Source organism: Sphingomonas flavescens (assembly GCF_030866745.1).
In the GTDB taxonomy this organism is placed as follows: Bacteria; Pseudomonadota; Alphaproteobacteria; order Sphingomonadales; family Sphingomonadaceae; genus Sphingomicrobium; species Sphingomicrobium flavescens.
In genome coordinates, this window is record NZ_CP133016.1 from 386654 (window position 1) to 401386 (window position 14733).

Annotated in this window: 14 protein-coding genes; 8 read left to right on the plus strand and 6 right to left on the minus strand. The window is 62.1% G+C overall.

Translation table 11 applies throughout. The features are described from left to right. Positions 1 to 9: 9 nt before the first annotated feature. Entirely contained in the window at positions 10 to 972 is a 963-nt protein-coding gene (purN, locus tag QU596_RS02025) for a phosphoribosylglycinamide formyltransferase (protein ID WP_308516765.1), read from the minus strand. Beyond that, on the minus strand, positions 965 to 2029 hold the full coding sequence (gene purM / locus QU596_RS02030) for a phosphoribosylformylglycinamidine cyclo-ligase (protein WP_308516766.1): 1065 nt from the start codon (positions 2027 to 2029) through the stop codon (positions 965 to 967). Before purM ends, purN begins: the two co-directional genes overlap by 8 nt. A 64-nt stretch (positions 2030 to 2093) precedes the next feature. On the opposite strand from purM, the gene QU596_RS02035 reads away from it, so the two are divergent. Together QU596_RS02035 and QU596_RS02040 are read left to right on the plus strand one after the other, a co-directional pair. Further along, positions 2094 to 3374 carry a heavy-metal-associated domain-containing protein gene (locus tag QU596_RS02035; RefSeq protein ID WP_308516767.1) on the plus strand — a complete coding sequence of 427 codons (1281 nt, stop codon included), beginning with the start codon at positions 2094 to 2096 and terminating at the stop codon, positions 3372 to 3374. Further along, positions 3371 to 3994, plus strand: a complete 624-nt coding sequence (locus tag QU596_RS02040; RefSeq protein WP_308516768.1) for an HdaA/DnaA family protein — start codon at positions 3371 to 3373, stop codon at positions 3992 to 3994. The genes QU596_RS02035 and QU596_RS02040 overlap by 4 nt, the downstream gene beginning before the upstream one ends. Here QU596_RS02040 and QU596_RS02045 read toward each other — a convergent pair. Beyond that, positions 3991 to 4269, minus strand: coding sequence for an I78 family peptidase inhibitor (locus QU596_RS02045; protein WP_308516770.1), 279 nt, complete (start codon positions 4267 to 4269; stop codon positions 3991 to 3993). The genes QU596_RS02040 and QU596_RS02045 overlap by 4 nt on opposite strands. Continuing rightward, positions 4262 to 5446, minus strand: coding sequence for a ribonuclease D (rnd, locus tag QU596_RS02050; protein WP_308516771.1), 1185 nt, complete (start codon positions 5444 to 5446; stop codon positions 4262 to 4264). Before rnd ends, QU596_RS02045 begins: the two co-directional genes overlap by 8 nt. Positions 5447 to 5562: 116 nt before the next feature. Between rnd and aspS the strand changes: the two genes are divergently transcribed. Beyond that, entirely contained in the window at positions 5563 to 7338 is a 1776-nt protein-coding gene (aspS, locus tag QU596_RS02055) for an aspartate--tRNA ligase (RefSeq protein ID WP_308516772.1), read from the plus strand. A 56-nt stretch (positions 7339 to 7394) separates the two neighbouring features. Then, a complete protein-coding gene (locus QU596_RS02060; RefSeq protein ID WP_308516774.1) occupies positions 7395 to 8135 on the plus strand; it encodes a polyphosphate kinase 2 family protein in 741 nt (246 codons plus the stop codon). Here the strand turns inward: QU596_RS02060 and greB are convergent. After that, complete coding sequence (greB, locus tag QU596_RS02065; protein ID WP_420030952.1) at positions 8132 to 8578, minus strand: transcription elongation factor GreB; 447 nt, start codon at positions 8576 to 8578, stop codon at positions 8132 to 8134. The two genes, QU596_RS02060 and greB, sit on opposite strands and share 4 nt — an antisense overlap. A gap of 41 nt (positions 8579 to 8619) precedes the next feature. Next, positions 8620 to 10578 (minus strand): lytic transglycosylase domain-containing protein, encoded by a 1959-nt coding sequence (locus QU596_RS02070; RefSeq protein WP_308516778.1) that lies wholly within the window; start codon positions 10576 to 10578, stop codon positions 8620 to 8622. 77 nt (positions 10579 to 10655) lie between these two features. Here QU596_RS02070 and dapA point away from each other — a divergent pair, with 77 nt between their 5' ends. The 4 genes from dapA to QU596_RS02090 all read left to right on the plus strand — a co-directional run bounded on the left by dapA (position 10656) and on the right by QU596_RS02090 (position 14715). After that, positions 10656 to 11531, plus strand: coding sequence for a 4-hydroxy-tetrahydrodipicolinate synthase (dapA, locus tag QU596_RS02075; protein ID WP_308516780.1), 876 nt, complete (start codon positions 10656 to 10658; stop codon positions 11529 to 11531). 5 nt (positions 11532 to 11536) lie between these two features. Then, positions 11537 to 12019, plus strand: a complete 483-nt coding sequence (smpB, locus tag QU596_RS02080; RefSeq protein WP_308516781.1) for an SsrA-binding protein SmpB — start codon at positions 11537 to 11539, stop codon at positions 12017 to 12019. Then, positions 12012 to 12566 (plus strand): DUF2062 domain-containing protein, encoded by a 555-nt coding sequence (locus QU596_RS02085; protein ID WP_308516782.1) that lies wholly within the window; start codon positions 12012 to 12014, stop codon positions 12564 to 12566. The genes smpB and QU596_RS02085 overlap by 8 nt, the downstream gene beginning before the upstream one ends. Before the next feature lie 94 nt (positions 12567 to 12660). After that, positions 12661 to 14715, plus strand: a complete 2055-nt coding sequence (locus tag QU596_RS02090) for a M13 family metallopeptidase (protein ID WP_308516784.1) — start codon at positions 12661 to 12663, stop codon at positions 14713 to 14715. Positions 14716 to 14733 lie beyond the last annotated feature (18 nt).

Below are 14733 nucleotides of genomic sequence, written 5' to 3' on the forward strand. Positions count from 1 at the left end.
CATTCGATCCTAGAAGTCTTCCGCAGCGCGCATCAATTTGGTGAGGCGATGTGGGGCACAGGCACGCCAACTGCGCTCTAGCCAATCCTCGACCTCGCCCCAATCAACGTCCCGGCGGTTCATCTTAAGCCCCAGCCATCCGCTCACGCCGTAATATTTGGGCCAGTAATATTTGTCGGGCTGGGTTTCGATCAGGCCGGTCATTTCGTCCAGCCCACTGGCCTTGATCAGCAGGCCAATCGCGTCCTCGCCGTGATGTTGGTCGGCGATAATGGCGAAGAGCTTTCCTTTCTCACCGCCCGCAGACCAGCCGGGCGAGCCGTGACTGGTCTTGCGACCGACTTCGGGGAGCCGTCGGGCGAGGCCGTCGACTTGCCGTTCGATCCACGCTGCGTCGAAGGGCCGCGACGCATATTCGGCGAGTATGCGCGGATAAAGCTGGTGCTCGGCGATCAGTACGCGGTCGGCCAGGGCTTGATCATCGTCGTCAGGCAACACTGCGACTTCCACCTGCCCGAGGATTTCCCCGGAATCGAGTTCCTCGGACACGAGATGGACAGTTGCGCCGCTCACACGATCGCCGGCCGCAATGCAGGCGGCGTGGGTCTTTAGCCCCTTGTGTTTCGGCAGCAGGGAAGGGTGAATGTTGATAATTCGGCCAGCCCATTTGGCGACGAAATGGGCCGGAAGGATGCGCATGAACCCGGCCAATGCGATCAAGTCGACGCGGGCTTCCTCGAGCGTCTGTTGAAGAGCGGCAAAGAACAAGTCTTTGCCCTTTGCGGGCGCCGGTAGGCGGGCGACAGGCACGTCTTCGGCTTCGGCAAGCGTGAGCCCCGGCGCGTCGGGCCGATCCCCGGTGACGAGCACAATTTCGTAAGGACAGCTTGCGGCGCGGGACGCGTAGATCAAGGCGGCCATGTTCGAACCGCGGCCTGAGATCAGCACCGCCACGCGGCTGCGATCAGGCATTATGCGTAGCGCTCCATCCCGGGCCGCTCACGGTGCAGCCCCGCTCGCCCGCTTCTACCTCCCCAATGCGCATCACCTGTTCACCGGCAGCTTCGAGACGGAGGGTTACGGCCTCAACATTCGCCGGGGCGACGATTACTGCCATCCCAACGCCGCAGTTGAAGGTGCGGACCATTTCCTCGTTGGCGAGATTGCCCCCCTGCTGGAGCATCTCGAAAACTGGCGGCAGCGGCCAATCCATCGTCACCCGAGCATGGCGACCGTCCGGCATAATGCGCGGAATGTTTTCAAGAAGCCCGCCGCCCGTGATATGGGCAAGCCCTTTGATCGCCTTTTCCTGGACGGGCGGGAGGAGCGATCTCACGTAAATTCGCGTTGGCGCCAGCAGCAAGTCGGCAAGTGTCTGACCGCCGGCCGAGGGCAATATCTCGTCAAGCTTCCACCGGCGGTCGGCAATGATCCTTCGCACGAGTGAAAAGCCGTTGCTGTGCACGCCCGAACTCGCAAGGCCAATGATAACATCCCCGGGAGCGATCTTGCTCCCGTCGAGAACCTTGTCGCGATCGACGGCGCCGACGCAGAAGCCGGCAAGGTCGTAATCCCCGGCGTCGTACATGCCGGGCATCTCGGCAGTTTCGCCGCCAATCAATGCGCAGCCTGCCTGGCGGCAACCTTCCGCAATCGAAGCGACCACTTGCGCGGCCACGTCGTTGTCGAGCTTTCCCGTCGCGTAATAGTCCAGGAAGAACAATGGCTCGGCGCCCTGTACGATGAGATCGTTGGCGCACATCGCGACGAGATCGATGCCGACGCCCTCATGTCGACCCGTCTCGATCGCCAATTTCAGCTTCGTGCCTACGCCGTCGTTTGCGGCGACCAGCAAAGGATCCTCGTAACCCGCCGCTTTGAGATCGAAGAAGCCACCGAAGCCGCCGAGTTCCGCACCTGCGCCCGGGCGGGCGGTCGAGCGGGCGAGGGGTCCAATCGCTTTTACCAGTGCATTACCGGCGTCGATCGAAACGCCTGCCTCGGCGTAGGTCAGCGGTTTGGTCGTCATTCTTCGGCGGCACTAAAGACAAGCCGCTTGGATTTCCACGCCGTTATCGCCAAAAGACGCCCGAATGCTTCGCCGCCCCGTCCTTGCATCGCTGTTGGTTGCCGCGGCGCTCACTGCGTCGGCCGCGATCTATGCGCAGCTCGAGACGGCTGATCGCGGCATCCTGCCTCTCGACAGCTCCAATACGCTCGAGATTGGCGGCATTCATGTCGACGCCAGCGGCGCGGATGCCGACAGCGCGCGCTACGCGGGATGGCGAATGGCCCAGCGGCAAGGCTTCAAGGCGCTGTGGGCGAAGATGCACAACGCGCCGATCGGCCAGGCGCCCAATTTGCCGGACGGGGCACTCGATCAGATCGTCAGCTCGATCAACGTGGAGCGCGAACAGATCGGCCCCGGCCGATATATCGCGGACCTTGGCGTTCAATTCGATCGCTCGCTTGCGGCGCAATATCTTGGGGTTGAGGGAAGCGCCGTGCAGCGCTCAGAGCCGATGCTGCTGATCCCGATGATCGTGACCGCGGGAACGGTGACTAGCGTGGAATTGCGCAATGCCTGGCAGCGCGCTTGGGCGCAATTCCGGACCGGGGGAAGCCCGGTCAATTACGTTCGCGTCAGCGGAATGGGTTCGGACCCGTTGCTGGTGAATGCCGCCCAGACGACGCGGCCGGGCCGGGGATGGTGGCGTAATCTGGTCGACATGTACGGCGCGTCGGACATCCTGATCGCCGAGGTCCAGCTCCAGCGACTGTATCCGGGCGGGCCCGCGCGTGGTCGCTTCATCGCTCGCCATGGCCCTGACAACGAAATCATTGGCGGCTTCACGCTGACTGCGCAAAATAGCGAGGGCATCCCCGCGATGATGGCCGAAGGCACGCGCAGGATCGACGCCATCTACACGAAGGCACTCGTCGCTGGTCAGCTGTCGCGAGACCCTTCCCTCAACCTGCCCCCGCCGCCAGTGCTTCCGCCAATTGTCGAGGAAAAGCCGGTGGTCCAGGTGGCGGCCTCGACGGCGGTGCAGATCCAGGTGACCGGGAAAAACGTCACCATCTACAATTTCGCCATGGCGCATTTGCGGACGATGGCCGGCGTGGAATCGGCGACGCCGCAACAGATCAACCCCGGTGGCACCAGCTACATCCTGGTGAATTACAAGGGCAATATCGCGTCATTGGCGAGCGCATTGGCCGGGCGCGGCTGGGTCGTTGAAACTGCCGGCACGGTTATCCGCATCCATTCGAACGCGGACAAGCCCCCGGCTTTACCGCCGCCGCCGGTGCAACCGCAGGCGACGCCGCCGGCACAAGCAGCCACGAGCAATCAGAGCGGAGCCGATCGGTGAAGCAGGGCGCGGACCAGATCGCGCTCCCGCTCGACTGGCCGCAAAGTGATGGCGATGCGCGGTTTATCGTTAGCGATGCCAATCGCGATGCCTTCGATCATTTCCGCAAACTCAGCATGTGGCCCGTCAAGGCAACCATCCTGACCGGACCGCGGAGATCAGGCCGTACCTTGCTTGGGCGCAGCTTCGTAGAGCGCGTCGGCGGCCGTCTCTTCGACGAAGCGGACAGCCGTGATGAGGAAGAACTGTTTCACGCCTGGAACCAGGCCCAGGAGAGCGGTCGTCCTCTCGTTATGATCGCCGACCAGGCGCCGCCCGCCTGGACGCCGCGATTGCCCGACCTGAAAACGCGCCTCGCGGTAACGCCGGTTGTCACAATTCTTCATCCTGACGATGCGCTCTTCGCGGCACTGATCCAGCTTCATTTCGCCGACCGCGGACTTCACATTCCGGCCGACGCGCTTCGCTTCATGAGCGAACGGTTGCATCGGGACTATTGGACAGCCGAGCGCGCGGTCGAGACGGTCGATCGCTACGCTATTGCCGAGCGCGCGCGGCTTTCGCTGCCGACGATCCGGCGCGCATTGCTCGACGCGCGCATGATTGGAGAGGCGGCCTAGCCGCAGTGAATTGCGGCGATCCGGCCGTCGGGGCCGAGCCTGACGGTAACGCGGCTCCCATTGAACTCCATGGTCATCATCATGCCGGGCCTTGCCCAGCGCAGCGTGGAAGAATGGGTCGCGGCGAGGATGGCCGCTCCCGTTTCGCTCGTTCCTGCCTGACCGACAAACCGGTCCGCTCCCATCGCATCGCACACAGCGTTCGAGCTAGCGTTCGTGGAGACCGTCGAGCACCCCGCCAGAAACACCGCGCCGACGGCCGCGAACTTACGCATCCACCGCCTCTTGCTGGACGACGCGGCTCATCTTGAGCTTGCCGTTCTCGATCGCGAAAGCGAGGCGGCCTTCGACCAGATCGAGGGCATCCTTGCCAAACTGTTCGTAGCGCCAGCCCGCCAGGATATTCAGGTTTTTGCGCACACCCGCTGCCAAGGCTTCCAGATCATCCGAGCGGGCGATGAGGCGGGCAGCGACGCCCGTCTCTTTGGCGCGGATCTTGAGGAGGAGCTTGAGGAGGTCGCTCACCAGCACGCCGTCCTTGGTCAGGCCCGGACGGCGCGGTTCGCGGTCGGGCATGTCCTCCTGATCGAGCGGCTTCCCGGCCTGGATCGCGCTCATCAAACGAGCGCCGATGTCATTAGTACGCCAGCCGGCGGAAAGGCCGCGGACGCGCCCCAAATCATCCTGATTTTTCGGCGGGTGGAGGACGATCTCGTTGAGCGTATCGTCCTTGATGATCCTGCCGCGAGGAAGATTTTTAGAGCGGGCCTCGGTTTCCCGCCATGCCGCCAAGGCCTTCAAACGCCCTAGCACCGCCGGGTTTCGAGAGGGCAGCTTGAGGCGCTTCCAGGCGTCCTCCGGGGCGAATGCGAAGCTCGACGGATCGGCAAGACGGTCCATCTCCTCGTCCAGCCAAGCCCCGCGCCCGGTCTTGCGCAGCTTTTCCACCATGCGTGGAAAGACGGTCGCGAGATGGGTGACGTCAGCGATGGCGTAGTCGATCTGGCGCTTGTCGAGCGGACGCCGGCTCCAGTCGGTAAACCGCGCACCTTTGTCGAGGCTGTGACCGAGCAGACTCTCGATCAGATTCGAATAGCCGATCTGCTCGCCATGCCCGAGGGCCATCGCCGCGATCTGCGTATCGAAGAGTGGCAACGGTACTTTGCCGGTCAAGTTGTGAATGATCTCCAAGTCCTGCCCGCCGGCGTGAAATACTTTGAGGACTTCATCGTTCGTGACGAACAAGTCGAGCAAAGGCTGCAGGTCGAGATCCGCCTTGGGATCGATCGCTGCAGCTTCCTCGGGACTTGCGACCTGGATCAGGCAAAGGTCAGGCCAATAGGTATTTTCGCGCATGAACTCAGTGTCCACGGCGATGAAGTTGTGGGCGGAGAGGCGGTCGACGAGAGCGTTGAGGTCGTCGGATTTGGTAATCAGAGGATGGATACGCATGAGTCTTGGGCGGCCTTTAGCGGGCGCCTGCCGGGTTGACAAAAAGCTTCGTGCCAGTGAAGCGCGGCGCGCGCTTTTCTCCACAATTTTTCGCTTGGAAGCAGGCTTAATTCATCATGCACGCCTATCGTTCGCACAATTGCGCTGAACTGCGCGCCGCAAATGTCGGTGAGACCGTCCGGCTGTCGGGCTGGGTCCACCGCAAGCGCGATCACGGGCACCTGCTGTTTATCGACCTGCGCGACCATTACGGGATCACGCAGATCGTCACCGATACGGACTCGGCGGCATTTGCCACGCTGGACCGCCTTCGCGTGGAATCGGTGGTGACGGTGGAAGGGGAGGTCGTTGCCCGGTCCAAGGAAACGGTGAACGCGAACCTCCCGACCGGCGAGATCGAAGTTCGGGCTGGCAGCGTGACGGTTCAATCCGCCGCGGCGGAGCTGCCGATGCCGGTCTTCGGTGACCAGGAATATCCGGAGGAAATCCGCCTCAAATATCGTTACCTCGACCTGCGCCGGGAGCAAGTTCATTCGAACATCGTCCTGCGGTCGAAGGTCATCAGCTCGATCCGTCGCCGGATGATCGATCAGGGCTTCACCGAGTTCCAGACGCCGATCCTGACCGCCAGCTCGCCAGAGGGCGCGCGCGATTATCTGGTGCCGAGCCGCGTCCACCCGGGCAAATTCTACGCGCTTCCCCAGGCGCCGCAGATGTTCAAGCAACTGATCATGGTCGCTGGCTTCGACCGCTATTTCCAGATCGCGCCCTGCTTCCGTGACGAGGATGCCCGCGCGGATCGCTCGCCGGGCGAGTTCTATCAGCTCGATTTTGAAATGAGTTTCGTCACGCAGGACGACGTGTTCAACGCGATCGAGCCGGTGCTTTCGGGCGTTTTCGAGGAATTCGCGGATGGGCGGAAAGTCACTGCCGCAGGCGACTATCCTCGCATTCCTTATAAGGAAGCGCTGCTAAAATACGGCAGTGACAAGCCGGACCTGCGCAACCCGTTGTTGATCAGCGACGTCGGCGAGCAGTTTAAGGGCTCGGGCTTCGGCCTGTTTTCGGGGTTGGTCGAGAAGGGCGCCGTCGTTCGCGCCATTCCGGCTCCCGGTACGGCGGAGAAGAGCCGCAAGTTCTTCGACGACATGAACGAATGGGCTCGGGGCGAGGGCTTTGCGGGCTTAGGTTACGCCACGCGCAAGGGCGGCGAGTGGGGCGGTCCGATTGCTAAAAACCACGGCGAAGAGGGCATGAACCGACTGGCCGACACCATGGGTCTCGGCCCGGACGACGGCATTTTCTTTGCCGCCGGCAAGGAAGAGGAAGCGGCAAAGCTGGCGGGTCTCGCACGCACCCGGGTCGGCGAGCAGCTTGGGTTGATCGAACAGGGGACATTCCGCTTCTGCTGGATCGTCGATTTCCCGATGTTCGAGTACAATGACGACCAGAAGAAGATCGATTTCAGCCACAACCCCTTCTCCATGCCGCAGGGCGAGATGGAGGCGCTGGAGACCAAGGATCCGCTCGAAATCCTCGCGTGGCAGTATGACATCGTCTGCAACGGCGTGGAGCTGAGCTCCGGCGCAATCCGGAACCACCGTCCGGACATCATGTACAAGGCGTTCGAGATTGCCGGCTACACGAAGGAAGAGGTCGACACGAACTTCGCGGGCATGATTAACGCCTTCAAGTTCGGCGCGCCGCCGCACGGCGGATCGGCACCGGGCATCGACCGCATCGTCATGCTGATCGCCGACGAGCCGAACATCCGTGAGGTCATCCTCTTCCCGATGAATCAGAAAGCGGAAGATCTGATGATGAATGCGCCAGCGGCCGTGACGCCGAAGCAGCTCAAGGAGCTGAGCATTAAGGTCGTCGCCGACAGCTGATGGGTGTCGTTTCGACCCCGTTGTAAGCGCGATAGATTGCGGTAACTTCAGCGGCAATGGTCGAGACCCATTCCCGCTTTGCCGGCAGCGGCGGTAGTGACGCCAGGGGCGAGCTTGACGCGCTTTGCGCATGCATAGCGGAGCGGCAATTGCCGCAAATCGCGCATGGCCGCCGGGCTATCGTCGTTCTGGAAGGCCCGGAAGGCGCCTCGAAGAAGCACGCGCTGCGCCTATTGGTTCGCGCATTCGATCCATGCCACCTCAGCGTGCATGCCACCGGCTTTGATCGGCGGGAGGCGACTGAAGGTCACTGGCTTGCGCGGTTCTGGCGTCAGCTACCGCCGGCGGGCAACACCGCCGTGTTCTTCCGCAGCTGGTATCGCCGGGCGTTGGAAGACCGCGTGCTCGGTCGGACGGCCGGCGATTCGGTGCCGCGCGTATTCGACGAGATTAACGAATTCGAAGCGCAGCAGCGCGATTATGGAACGCTGCTGGTCAAGCTGTACTTCGACGTCAGCGCGGACGTGCAGGAGCGTCGTCTAGCGAAACGACGGCAAAGCCCGTGGCGAACGCGTGCTGCGGCTGACGATTTCATCCGTGCCGACGATCCGGCTTATCAGCATGCTTTGGCAGAACTGCGGGCCAATACGGACACGCGCTGGTCGCCGTGGCGGACCATTGACGGAGACGATGAGGATCGGGCTGCGTTGGCGACATTGGAAGTCGTTGCGGAGGCCTGGACTAAAGCCATGCCCGCGGAACCTCCCAAGTTGGTTTCGCCACCCCGCGTCGCTTAGCCTGGATACCGAATCTCTAGCACTTCATAAGATTTTTCGCCGCCGGGGAGGCGGACAGTGCGCTCGTCGCCAACGCGAGCGCCAACGAAGGCACGGGCAAGGGGGGCGCTCCAGCCGATCCGCCCCGCGGAAGCGTCGCTTTCGTCGTCACCAACAATAGTCAGAGTGCGGCGGTTGTCGTCTTCGTCGGCGAGGTCGATGGTCGCACCGAACCGGATCTGGTCGCGAGAAGGCTGACGGGCCGGGTCGACGACCTTCGCCGCTTTCATGACTTTCGATAGATAGCCGAGACGGCGATCGATCTCCCGAAGCCGCTTCTTGCCGTATAGGTAATCCGCATTTTCAGAGCGATCGCCCAGCGAAGCTGCCCATGAAACAACCTCGACGATCTTCGGCCGCTCGGTGCTAAATAAATCCTGATATTCCGCGCGTATGCGCGCCATGCCTTCGGGCGTGATAAAGCGGTCAACCACGCCTCCGCCTATCAGCCAGGGCGGTCTTTCCCAAGATAGCGCGAGACGTGCATCGCCGATTGTTGTGGCTGCTGCGGCCGCATCGAGTCGTAGACGACGCTATTCTCGATGACGCGCTGCACGTAGGCCCGCGTTTCCGAGAATGGGATTGCCTCGATCCACTTGAGCACGTCGACTTGGCTGCGGGGATCGCCGTACTGGCGGACCCATTTGCCTGCGTTGCCGGACCCGGCATTGTAGCTTGCGACTGCCAGCGGGACGTTGCCGTTCCAGATGTTCAGCATTCGCTGGAAATAGGATGCGCCGATCGAGACATTATAGGCCGGGTCGCTGATAAGCCGATACCCGTCATAGGCGATGCCCATCTTGCCGGCCTGTTCGCGGGCCGTACCCGTCATCAACTGCATCATCCCGCGCGCGCCAGCGTGGCTCGTGACGTAGGGATCGAACGAGCTTTCCTGCCGGCTGATGCCATGGGCCAACGACCAAAGCTCGCCGGAGACGTTGCCGGGGAGGATCGGGTAGGCTTGCCGGACGTAAAATGCCGAGCCCTTCACCCGCGCCATCCGCGCCGTCCAGACTGCAATGTCCTGCCGGCCAATCTGCTGGCCAAGATCGACCGCAAGGTTCCGGTCGGTATCGTTTTCGAGCGATTCGGCGAGTGCCCGCACGAACAGTGCTTGTTCATTGGCACTGTTCTGAAGCAGGCGGATCGCTTGCACGAGACGCCGGCTATTGAAGGCGGTTCGTTGCAGCTGCGTCGTCACATATTGCGGGAGTGCGGCAGGGGGAGGAGTGACGGATCGCCCAAGGCGTTCGAGCGCGAGTTGCCCGTAGAAAAGTTCCGGATAGGCCGCGGCGCGAGCAAAGTACGCGTTCGCTTCGGCATAGCGACCTGCGCCAAGCGAGGCCCGACCCGCCCAATAGTTCCCCTTCGTGCTCACTTGGAGCGACCGGCCGCCGCGGGCGTAACGATCGAACATCGCAACAGCGCTTGAAGGCCGATTCATCCGGTCCAGCGCAACAGTCCCGGCAAGCCAGGCCAGCGTCGTGTAATCGTCGCGGACACCCAAGGGCTGCTTGGCCATGTCAGCGCCGGCCGGAAGCGCGTCATCGATCTGGCTCGCGATGTTGTATGCGGTTTGCCAATTGCGATCCGCAACGGCGTCGCCGGCGAGCTGGATCAGCATGTCGTAGAAACGCTCTGGGTCGGCAGGCTTGAGCGTAAACTGGTGATCGCGTGCCGCGAGTTGCTGGGCCGCCGCGCTGAAATTGTTGGCCCGCAGCCAACGCGCGCGGTCCATCATCAATCCAGCGTCCTGAGTCACGCTGCCGATCACGGCGGCGTACCTGGCATCGGCGTCAGCCGCATTTTGCTGCATGGCGATGCGAGCACCGAATGCCGCCTGGCGCTCCGGACTTGTGGCCGTCAGGTAGCGGAGAGCCGCGTCCGGCTTCTTGGCGAACAGCAGCTCGTCGACCCGGTTGTCATTGTCCGCGCGCGTGAAATTGCCGCCGAAGCGGGCCCAGATCGCCTGCTCGTCGGTCGCGCTGAGGTCCGGGGAACGCCAGGCCTGCCGAGCGGCGTCCAGGGCGGGCCCCGCCTGCGCGGTTGACGATAAGGCCTCGGCGAGGCGTGCCCAACCGTTGCCCGTGCGCGGCTTATCGCTCGCGAAGAAGGCGATGACCGTTGCCGCATTCTCGCCGGGCTGCATCGCTTTCTCGGCCCAGCCGCGCATCCGGCTTTCGTCGGGCCAATCAGGATTGGCGATCAGGAAATTCGCATAATCGGAGAAGCGATAGCCGCTGCTTTGCCTCAGTGTTCGCCAAGTTTGAATCGAAGAAGCGACCGTCGGCGCATAAGCTGGCGCGGATACGTAGGTGGGGCTCGCATATTGTGCAGAGCTGCTGCCTGGCGTCATCGCCAGCATGACCGGGAAGATGGCCGCTACTCGCCACATGCTGGACATCTTGGCTTCCCCCTCCTTATCAGACCGTGAACGCCGGCCGGCCGCTCAATTCAGCGGCCCTAAGTGAAAGAAAAAGCATGTTTTCTGGCTCGATACCCGCGCTGGTAACGCCATTTGCGGCAGGACGAGTCGATGGAGCGCTATTCCGTGATTTCGTCGAATGGCAGATCGCGGAGGGTTCGAATGGGCTGGTGCCCTGCGGCACGACAGGAGAGACTGCGACCCTGACCCGCGAGGAGCACCGCGAGGTCGTCAGCATCGCGGTTGAAACGGCGAAGGGCCGGGTGCCGGTCATCGCGGGATGCGGCAGTTATTCAACGGCTGTCGCGATCGATCTGGTTAAAACCGCCGCTGAAGTCGGCGCGGACGCTGCCTTGGTCGTGGTGCCTTACTATAACAAGCCAAGCCAGGTTGGGCTGGTCGCGCACTTTTCGGCGATCGCCGAGGCGTCGTCTCTGCCGATTGTCGTGTACAACGTCCCGTCGCGTACGGTCGCGGACATCTCGGTCGAAGCGCTGGCGGAAGTTGCCAAGCATCCGAAAATTACGGCCATCAAGGATGCGACCGGCAATCTTGCACGGGTAACTGCGCAGCGCCTCGCGTGCGGAACGGAATTCATTCAGTTGTCGGGCAATGACGACATGGCCTTGGGCTTCAATGCCATGGGCGGGGTGGGTTGTATCTCGGTGACTGCCAACGTTGCGCCGCGGTTGTGCGCGGACTTCCAGAGGGCAACCCTTGAAGGGCGTTGGGGCGATGCGCTTGCGCTCCAGGATCGCCTATATCCTCTGCACGCAGCCCTGTTTTCCGACGCGTCGCCCGGACCGACGAAATATGCGCTGACACGGGTGCGAGCCGGCTTTCCCATGGCACTTCGACTGCCGCTGACTGAGCCATCGGACGCGTCCCGCCGTGCCGTGGACTTGGCGCTGGAGCATGCAGGCCTCATTTAGTCAGTATGGCCAAGGCGCTCCCCCAACCGTTCGACAAGCAAAAGGTCGTCGCTGAGAACCGGCGCGCGCGCTTCGATTATTTCGTCGAAGACCGTTACGAGGCCGGTATTCAGCTTGCCGGAACCGAGGTGAAGTCGCTTCGGCACGGCGAGGGCTCCATCGCAGAAAGCTACGCGACCGCGGAAGGAGACGAGATCTGGCTGATTAACAGCCACATTCCTGAATACAGCCATGGGAACCGCTTGAACCACGAGCCGCGACGGCCGCGTAAACTGTTGCTCAAGGGTCGTGAGATAGCAAAACTCAACGGTGCGGTGACGCGCCAGGGTCTAACGCTGGTCCCGCTTTCGATCTATTTTAACGGCGCGGGCCGGGCGAAGGTTGAGCTGGCGCTGGCCCGAGGCAAGAAGGTGCACGACAAGCGCGATACGATGAAGGAACGTGACTGGAAGCGGGAGCAGCAGCGGCTGCTCAAGTCCCGTGGCTGAGATCAGCCGCGCACCTCGGTTCCAGTGGATCACGCGTCACATCCCGACGCGCGATTCCATCCACCGATACCGTCTGCTTCGTCCGTTCGCGCCCTACCTGACGCACAACTCCTTATGGCGCATGAACCGCCGGTCGGTGCCACGGGCAGTGGCGCTCGGTTTGTTCGTCGCGGTCATCATTCCGGTGATGCACACGGCAATTGCGGCCATTCTGGCGATTCCCACGCGGGCGAATATCGCAATTGCGGCCGCATTCACCCTTGTCGTCAATCCGCTGACGATCCCGCCTTTATATTACGCGGCCTATCGCGTCGGATCTTGGGAACTCCACCACGATCTGACGATCGTCGACCCGCATGCAGCGGCACATTTTTCAAGTGAACTGAGCCGGATGCTGTTCTGGATCCATCAGGCTTCAAGCTCGATCGCGCTCGGCGTGCTGACGATTGCGGTGGCAGTAGCCATCGTCGGATATGGAATTGCCTCGCTGACCTGGCGGTATTGGTCCCGTAATCGTTGGCAGCAGCGGAGGCGTACAAGAGGCTGAACGGCACTCTCTGGCGCTGAGCGAGCGATTGGCATTGACCTTCTCGCCGATCCCGGCACCTTGTCCAACGATAGGTGCCTGAGAGGGGAATCCAATGATTCGGAAGTTTGCGTTCGTTCTTGCATCGACGGCTATCGCGGGAAGCGCGAGCTTGGCCCTTGCCCAAGCGGGCTCTTCGGCAAATGTCGCGGGCGCTTCCACTGCAACGGTGCGCCCGCAATATGGTAGCTTCGGTTTCGACGCGGCGGGGATGGATCGTAGCGTTAGCCCCGGCGACGACTTTTTCGATTACGCCAACGGCACTTGGCTCAAGAATAACCCGATCCCGGCCGACAAGTCGCGTTACGGCATGTTCAATGTTCTCGACGACCTGTCGAAGACCCGGACCAAAGCGATCATCGATGCGCAGTCGAAAGATCCGAATAGCCGGATCGGTAACGCTTACGCGGCCTTCATGGATCAAGCCGCGATCGAAGCGAAAGGCCTCGCGCCGATCCAACCATGGCTGAATCAGATCAAGGCGACGAAGTCCAACGCTGGGCTCGCCACTCTGTATGCGAAAGCTGACCGGATCGGGGTCAACATCCCGTTCCGACTGTTCGTCGGCCAGGATCGCAAGGCGAGCGATCGCTACACGCTGAACATGTCGCAAGGCGGCCTCGGCATGCCCGACCGTGATTATTACCTGTCGAGCGACCCGAAGCTCACGGAGACACGGGCGAAATATCTCGAGCATCTTACTAACGTCCTGACGCTCGCCGGCGAGACTGATGCGGCCGCGCGGGCGAAGGCTGTGCTCGACTTCGAAACGGGGATAGCCCAGGCGCATTGGACGCGTGCCCAGTCGCGCGATGCGAACAAGACCTACAACAAGTTCACGATGGCCGAGCTCGCCAAGCAGGCGCCCGGCTTCGACTTTGCCGGCCTTGCGAAGGGCGAGGGAGCTTCGACGCCTTATGTCATTGTTGCCCAGCCCAGCGCCGTGACCGGGATTGCGGCCGCGCTGAACAAGGCGCCGCTCCAGGTCCTCAAGGATCAGCTGATGATCCGCTCCTTCGACGCTTATGCGTCGGTCCTGCCGCAAAAGTTCGACCGCGAAAATTTCAATTTCTTCGGGACGATGCTCTCTGGAACGCCCGAGCAGGAAGTCCGGTGGAAACGCGGGGTGAGCTTTACGGTCGGCGCACTGGGTGATGACGTCAGCAAACTCTACGTCGCCGAATATTTTCCGCCGGCCACGAAGGCCGCCGCTGATCAGCTGGTCAAAAACCTGATCAAAGCAATGGACCGCCGGCTCGACCAGCTCGACTGGATGAGCACGGAAACCAAGGCCAAGGCGCATGCCAAGCTGGCCGCTTTCACGCCGAAGATCGGCTACCCCTCCCAATGGCGGAATATGAGTGGGCTCGTCATCAAGCCGGGCGATGCGTTCGGCAACGCGATGCGTTCGCGCGAGTTCGAGCATGCCTATCAAGTCGGCAAGCTGGGCGGCCCGATCCGCCGCTGGGAATGGGGCATGACCCCGATGACCATCAACGCCTACTCGAATTCGACAATGGTCGAGATCGTGTTTCCGGCCGCGATTCTGCAGCCGCCGTTTTTTGATCCGAACGCCGATCCGGCGGTGAATTACGGTGGAATCGGCGCCGTGATCGGTCACGAGATGAGCCACCAGTTCGACGACCAGGGGTCGAAATTCGACTTGCACGGCAATCTGATCGATTGGTGGACTCCGGGCGACAGCAAGCAGTTCACCGCGCGGCTCGACAAATATGAGCAGCAAATCAACGCGTACGAGCCGCTGCCGGGCATGCACGTCAACGGCAAGCTGACGATGGGCGAAAATGTCGCGGATCTCGCCGGTCTGACAATTGCCCATGACGCGTATCTCGCGTCGCTGAACGGCAAGGCGCCGCCAGTGATTGATGGCCTCACCGCGGATCAGCGCTTTTACCTGGGCTTCGCGCAAGTATGGCGTTGCAACCAGCGCGAAGCGGCTCTGCGGCAACAACTGCTGACCGACCCGCACTCGCCGTGTCCGGTGCGCGCGAGCGTCGTTCGCAACATGGATCCGTGGTACCAGGCGTTCGACGTGAAGCCGGGTCAAAAGCTCTACCTTGCACCGGCCGACCGCGTTCGCATCTGGTAGGCTGCGCCACGGCTGCTA

Excerpts from the sequence above, each read along its gene's own strand:
- purN (WP_308516765.1), bottom strand. The coding sequence starts at position 972 with ATGCCTGATCGCAGCCGCGTGGCGGTGCTGATCTCAGGCCGCGGTTCG.
- purM (WP_308516766.1), bottom strand. The coding sequence starts at position 2,029 with ATGACGACCAAACCGCTGACCTACGCCGAGGCAGGCGTTTCGATCGAC.
- QU596_RS02035 (WP_308516767.1), top strand. The coding sequence starts at position 2,094 with ATGCTTCGCCGCCCCGTCCTTGCATCGCTGTTGGTTGCCGCGGCGCTC.
- QU596_RS02045 (WP_308516770.1), bottom strand. The coding sequence starts at position 4,269 with ATGCGTAAGTTCGCGGCCGTCGGCGCGGTGTTTCTGGCGGGGTGCTCG.
- rnd (WP_308516771.1), bottom strand. The coding sequence starts at position 5,446 with ATGCGTATCCATCCTCTGATTACCAAATCCGACGACCTCAACGCTCTC.
- aspS (WP_308516772.1), top strand. The coding sequence starts at position 5,563 with ATGCACGCCTATCGTTCGCACAATTGCGCTGAACTGCGCGCCGCAAAT.
- QU596_RS02060 (WP_308516774.1), top strand. The coding sequence starts at position 7,395 with ATGGTCGAGACCCATTCCCGCTTTGCCGGCAGCGGCGGTAGTGACGCC.
- greB (WP_420030952.1), bottom strand. The coding sequence starts at position 8,578 with ATGGCGCGCATACGCGCGGAATATCAGGATTTATTTAGCACCGAGCGG.
- QU596_RS02070 (WP_308516778.1), bottom strand. The coding sequence starts at position 10,578 with ATGTCCAGCATGTGGCGAGTAGCGGCCATCTTCCCGGTCATGCTGGCG.
- dapA (WP_308516780.1), top strand. The coding sequence starts at position 10,656 with ATGTTTTCTGGCTCGATACCCGCGCTGGTAACGCCATTTGCGGCAGGA.
- smpB (WP_308516781.1), top strand. The coding sequence starts at position 11,537 with ATGGCCAAGGCGCTCCCCCAACCGTTCGACAAGCAAAAGGTCGTCGCT.
- QU596_RS02090 (WP_308516784.1), top strand. The coding sequence starts at position 12,661 with ATGATTCGGAAGTTTGCGTTCGTTCTTGCATCGACGGCTATCGCGGGA.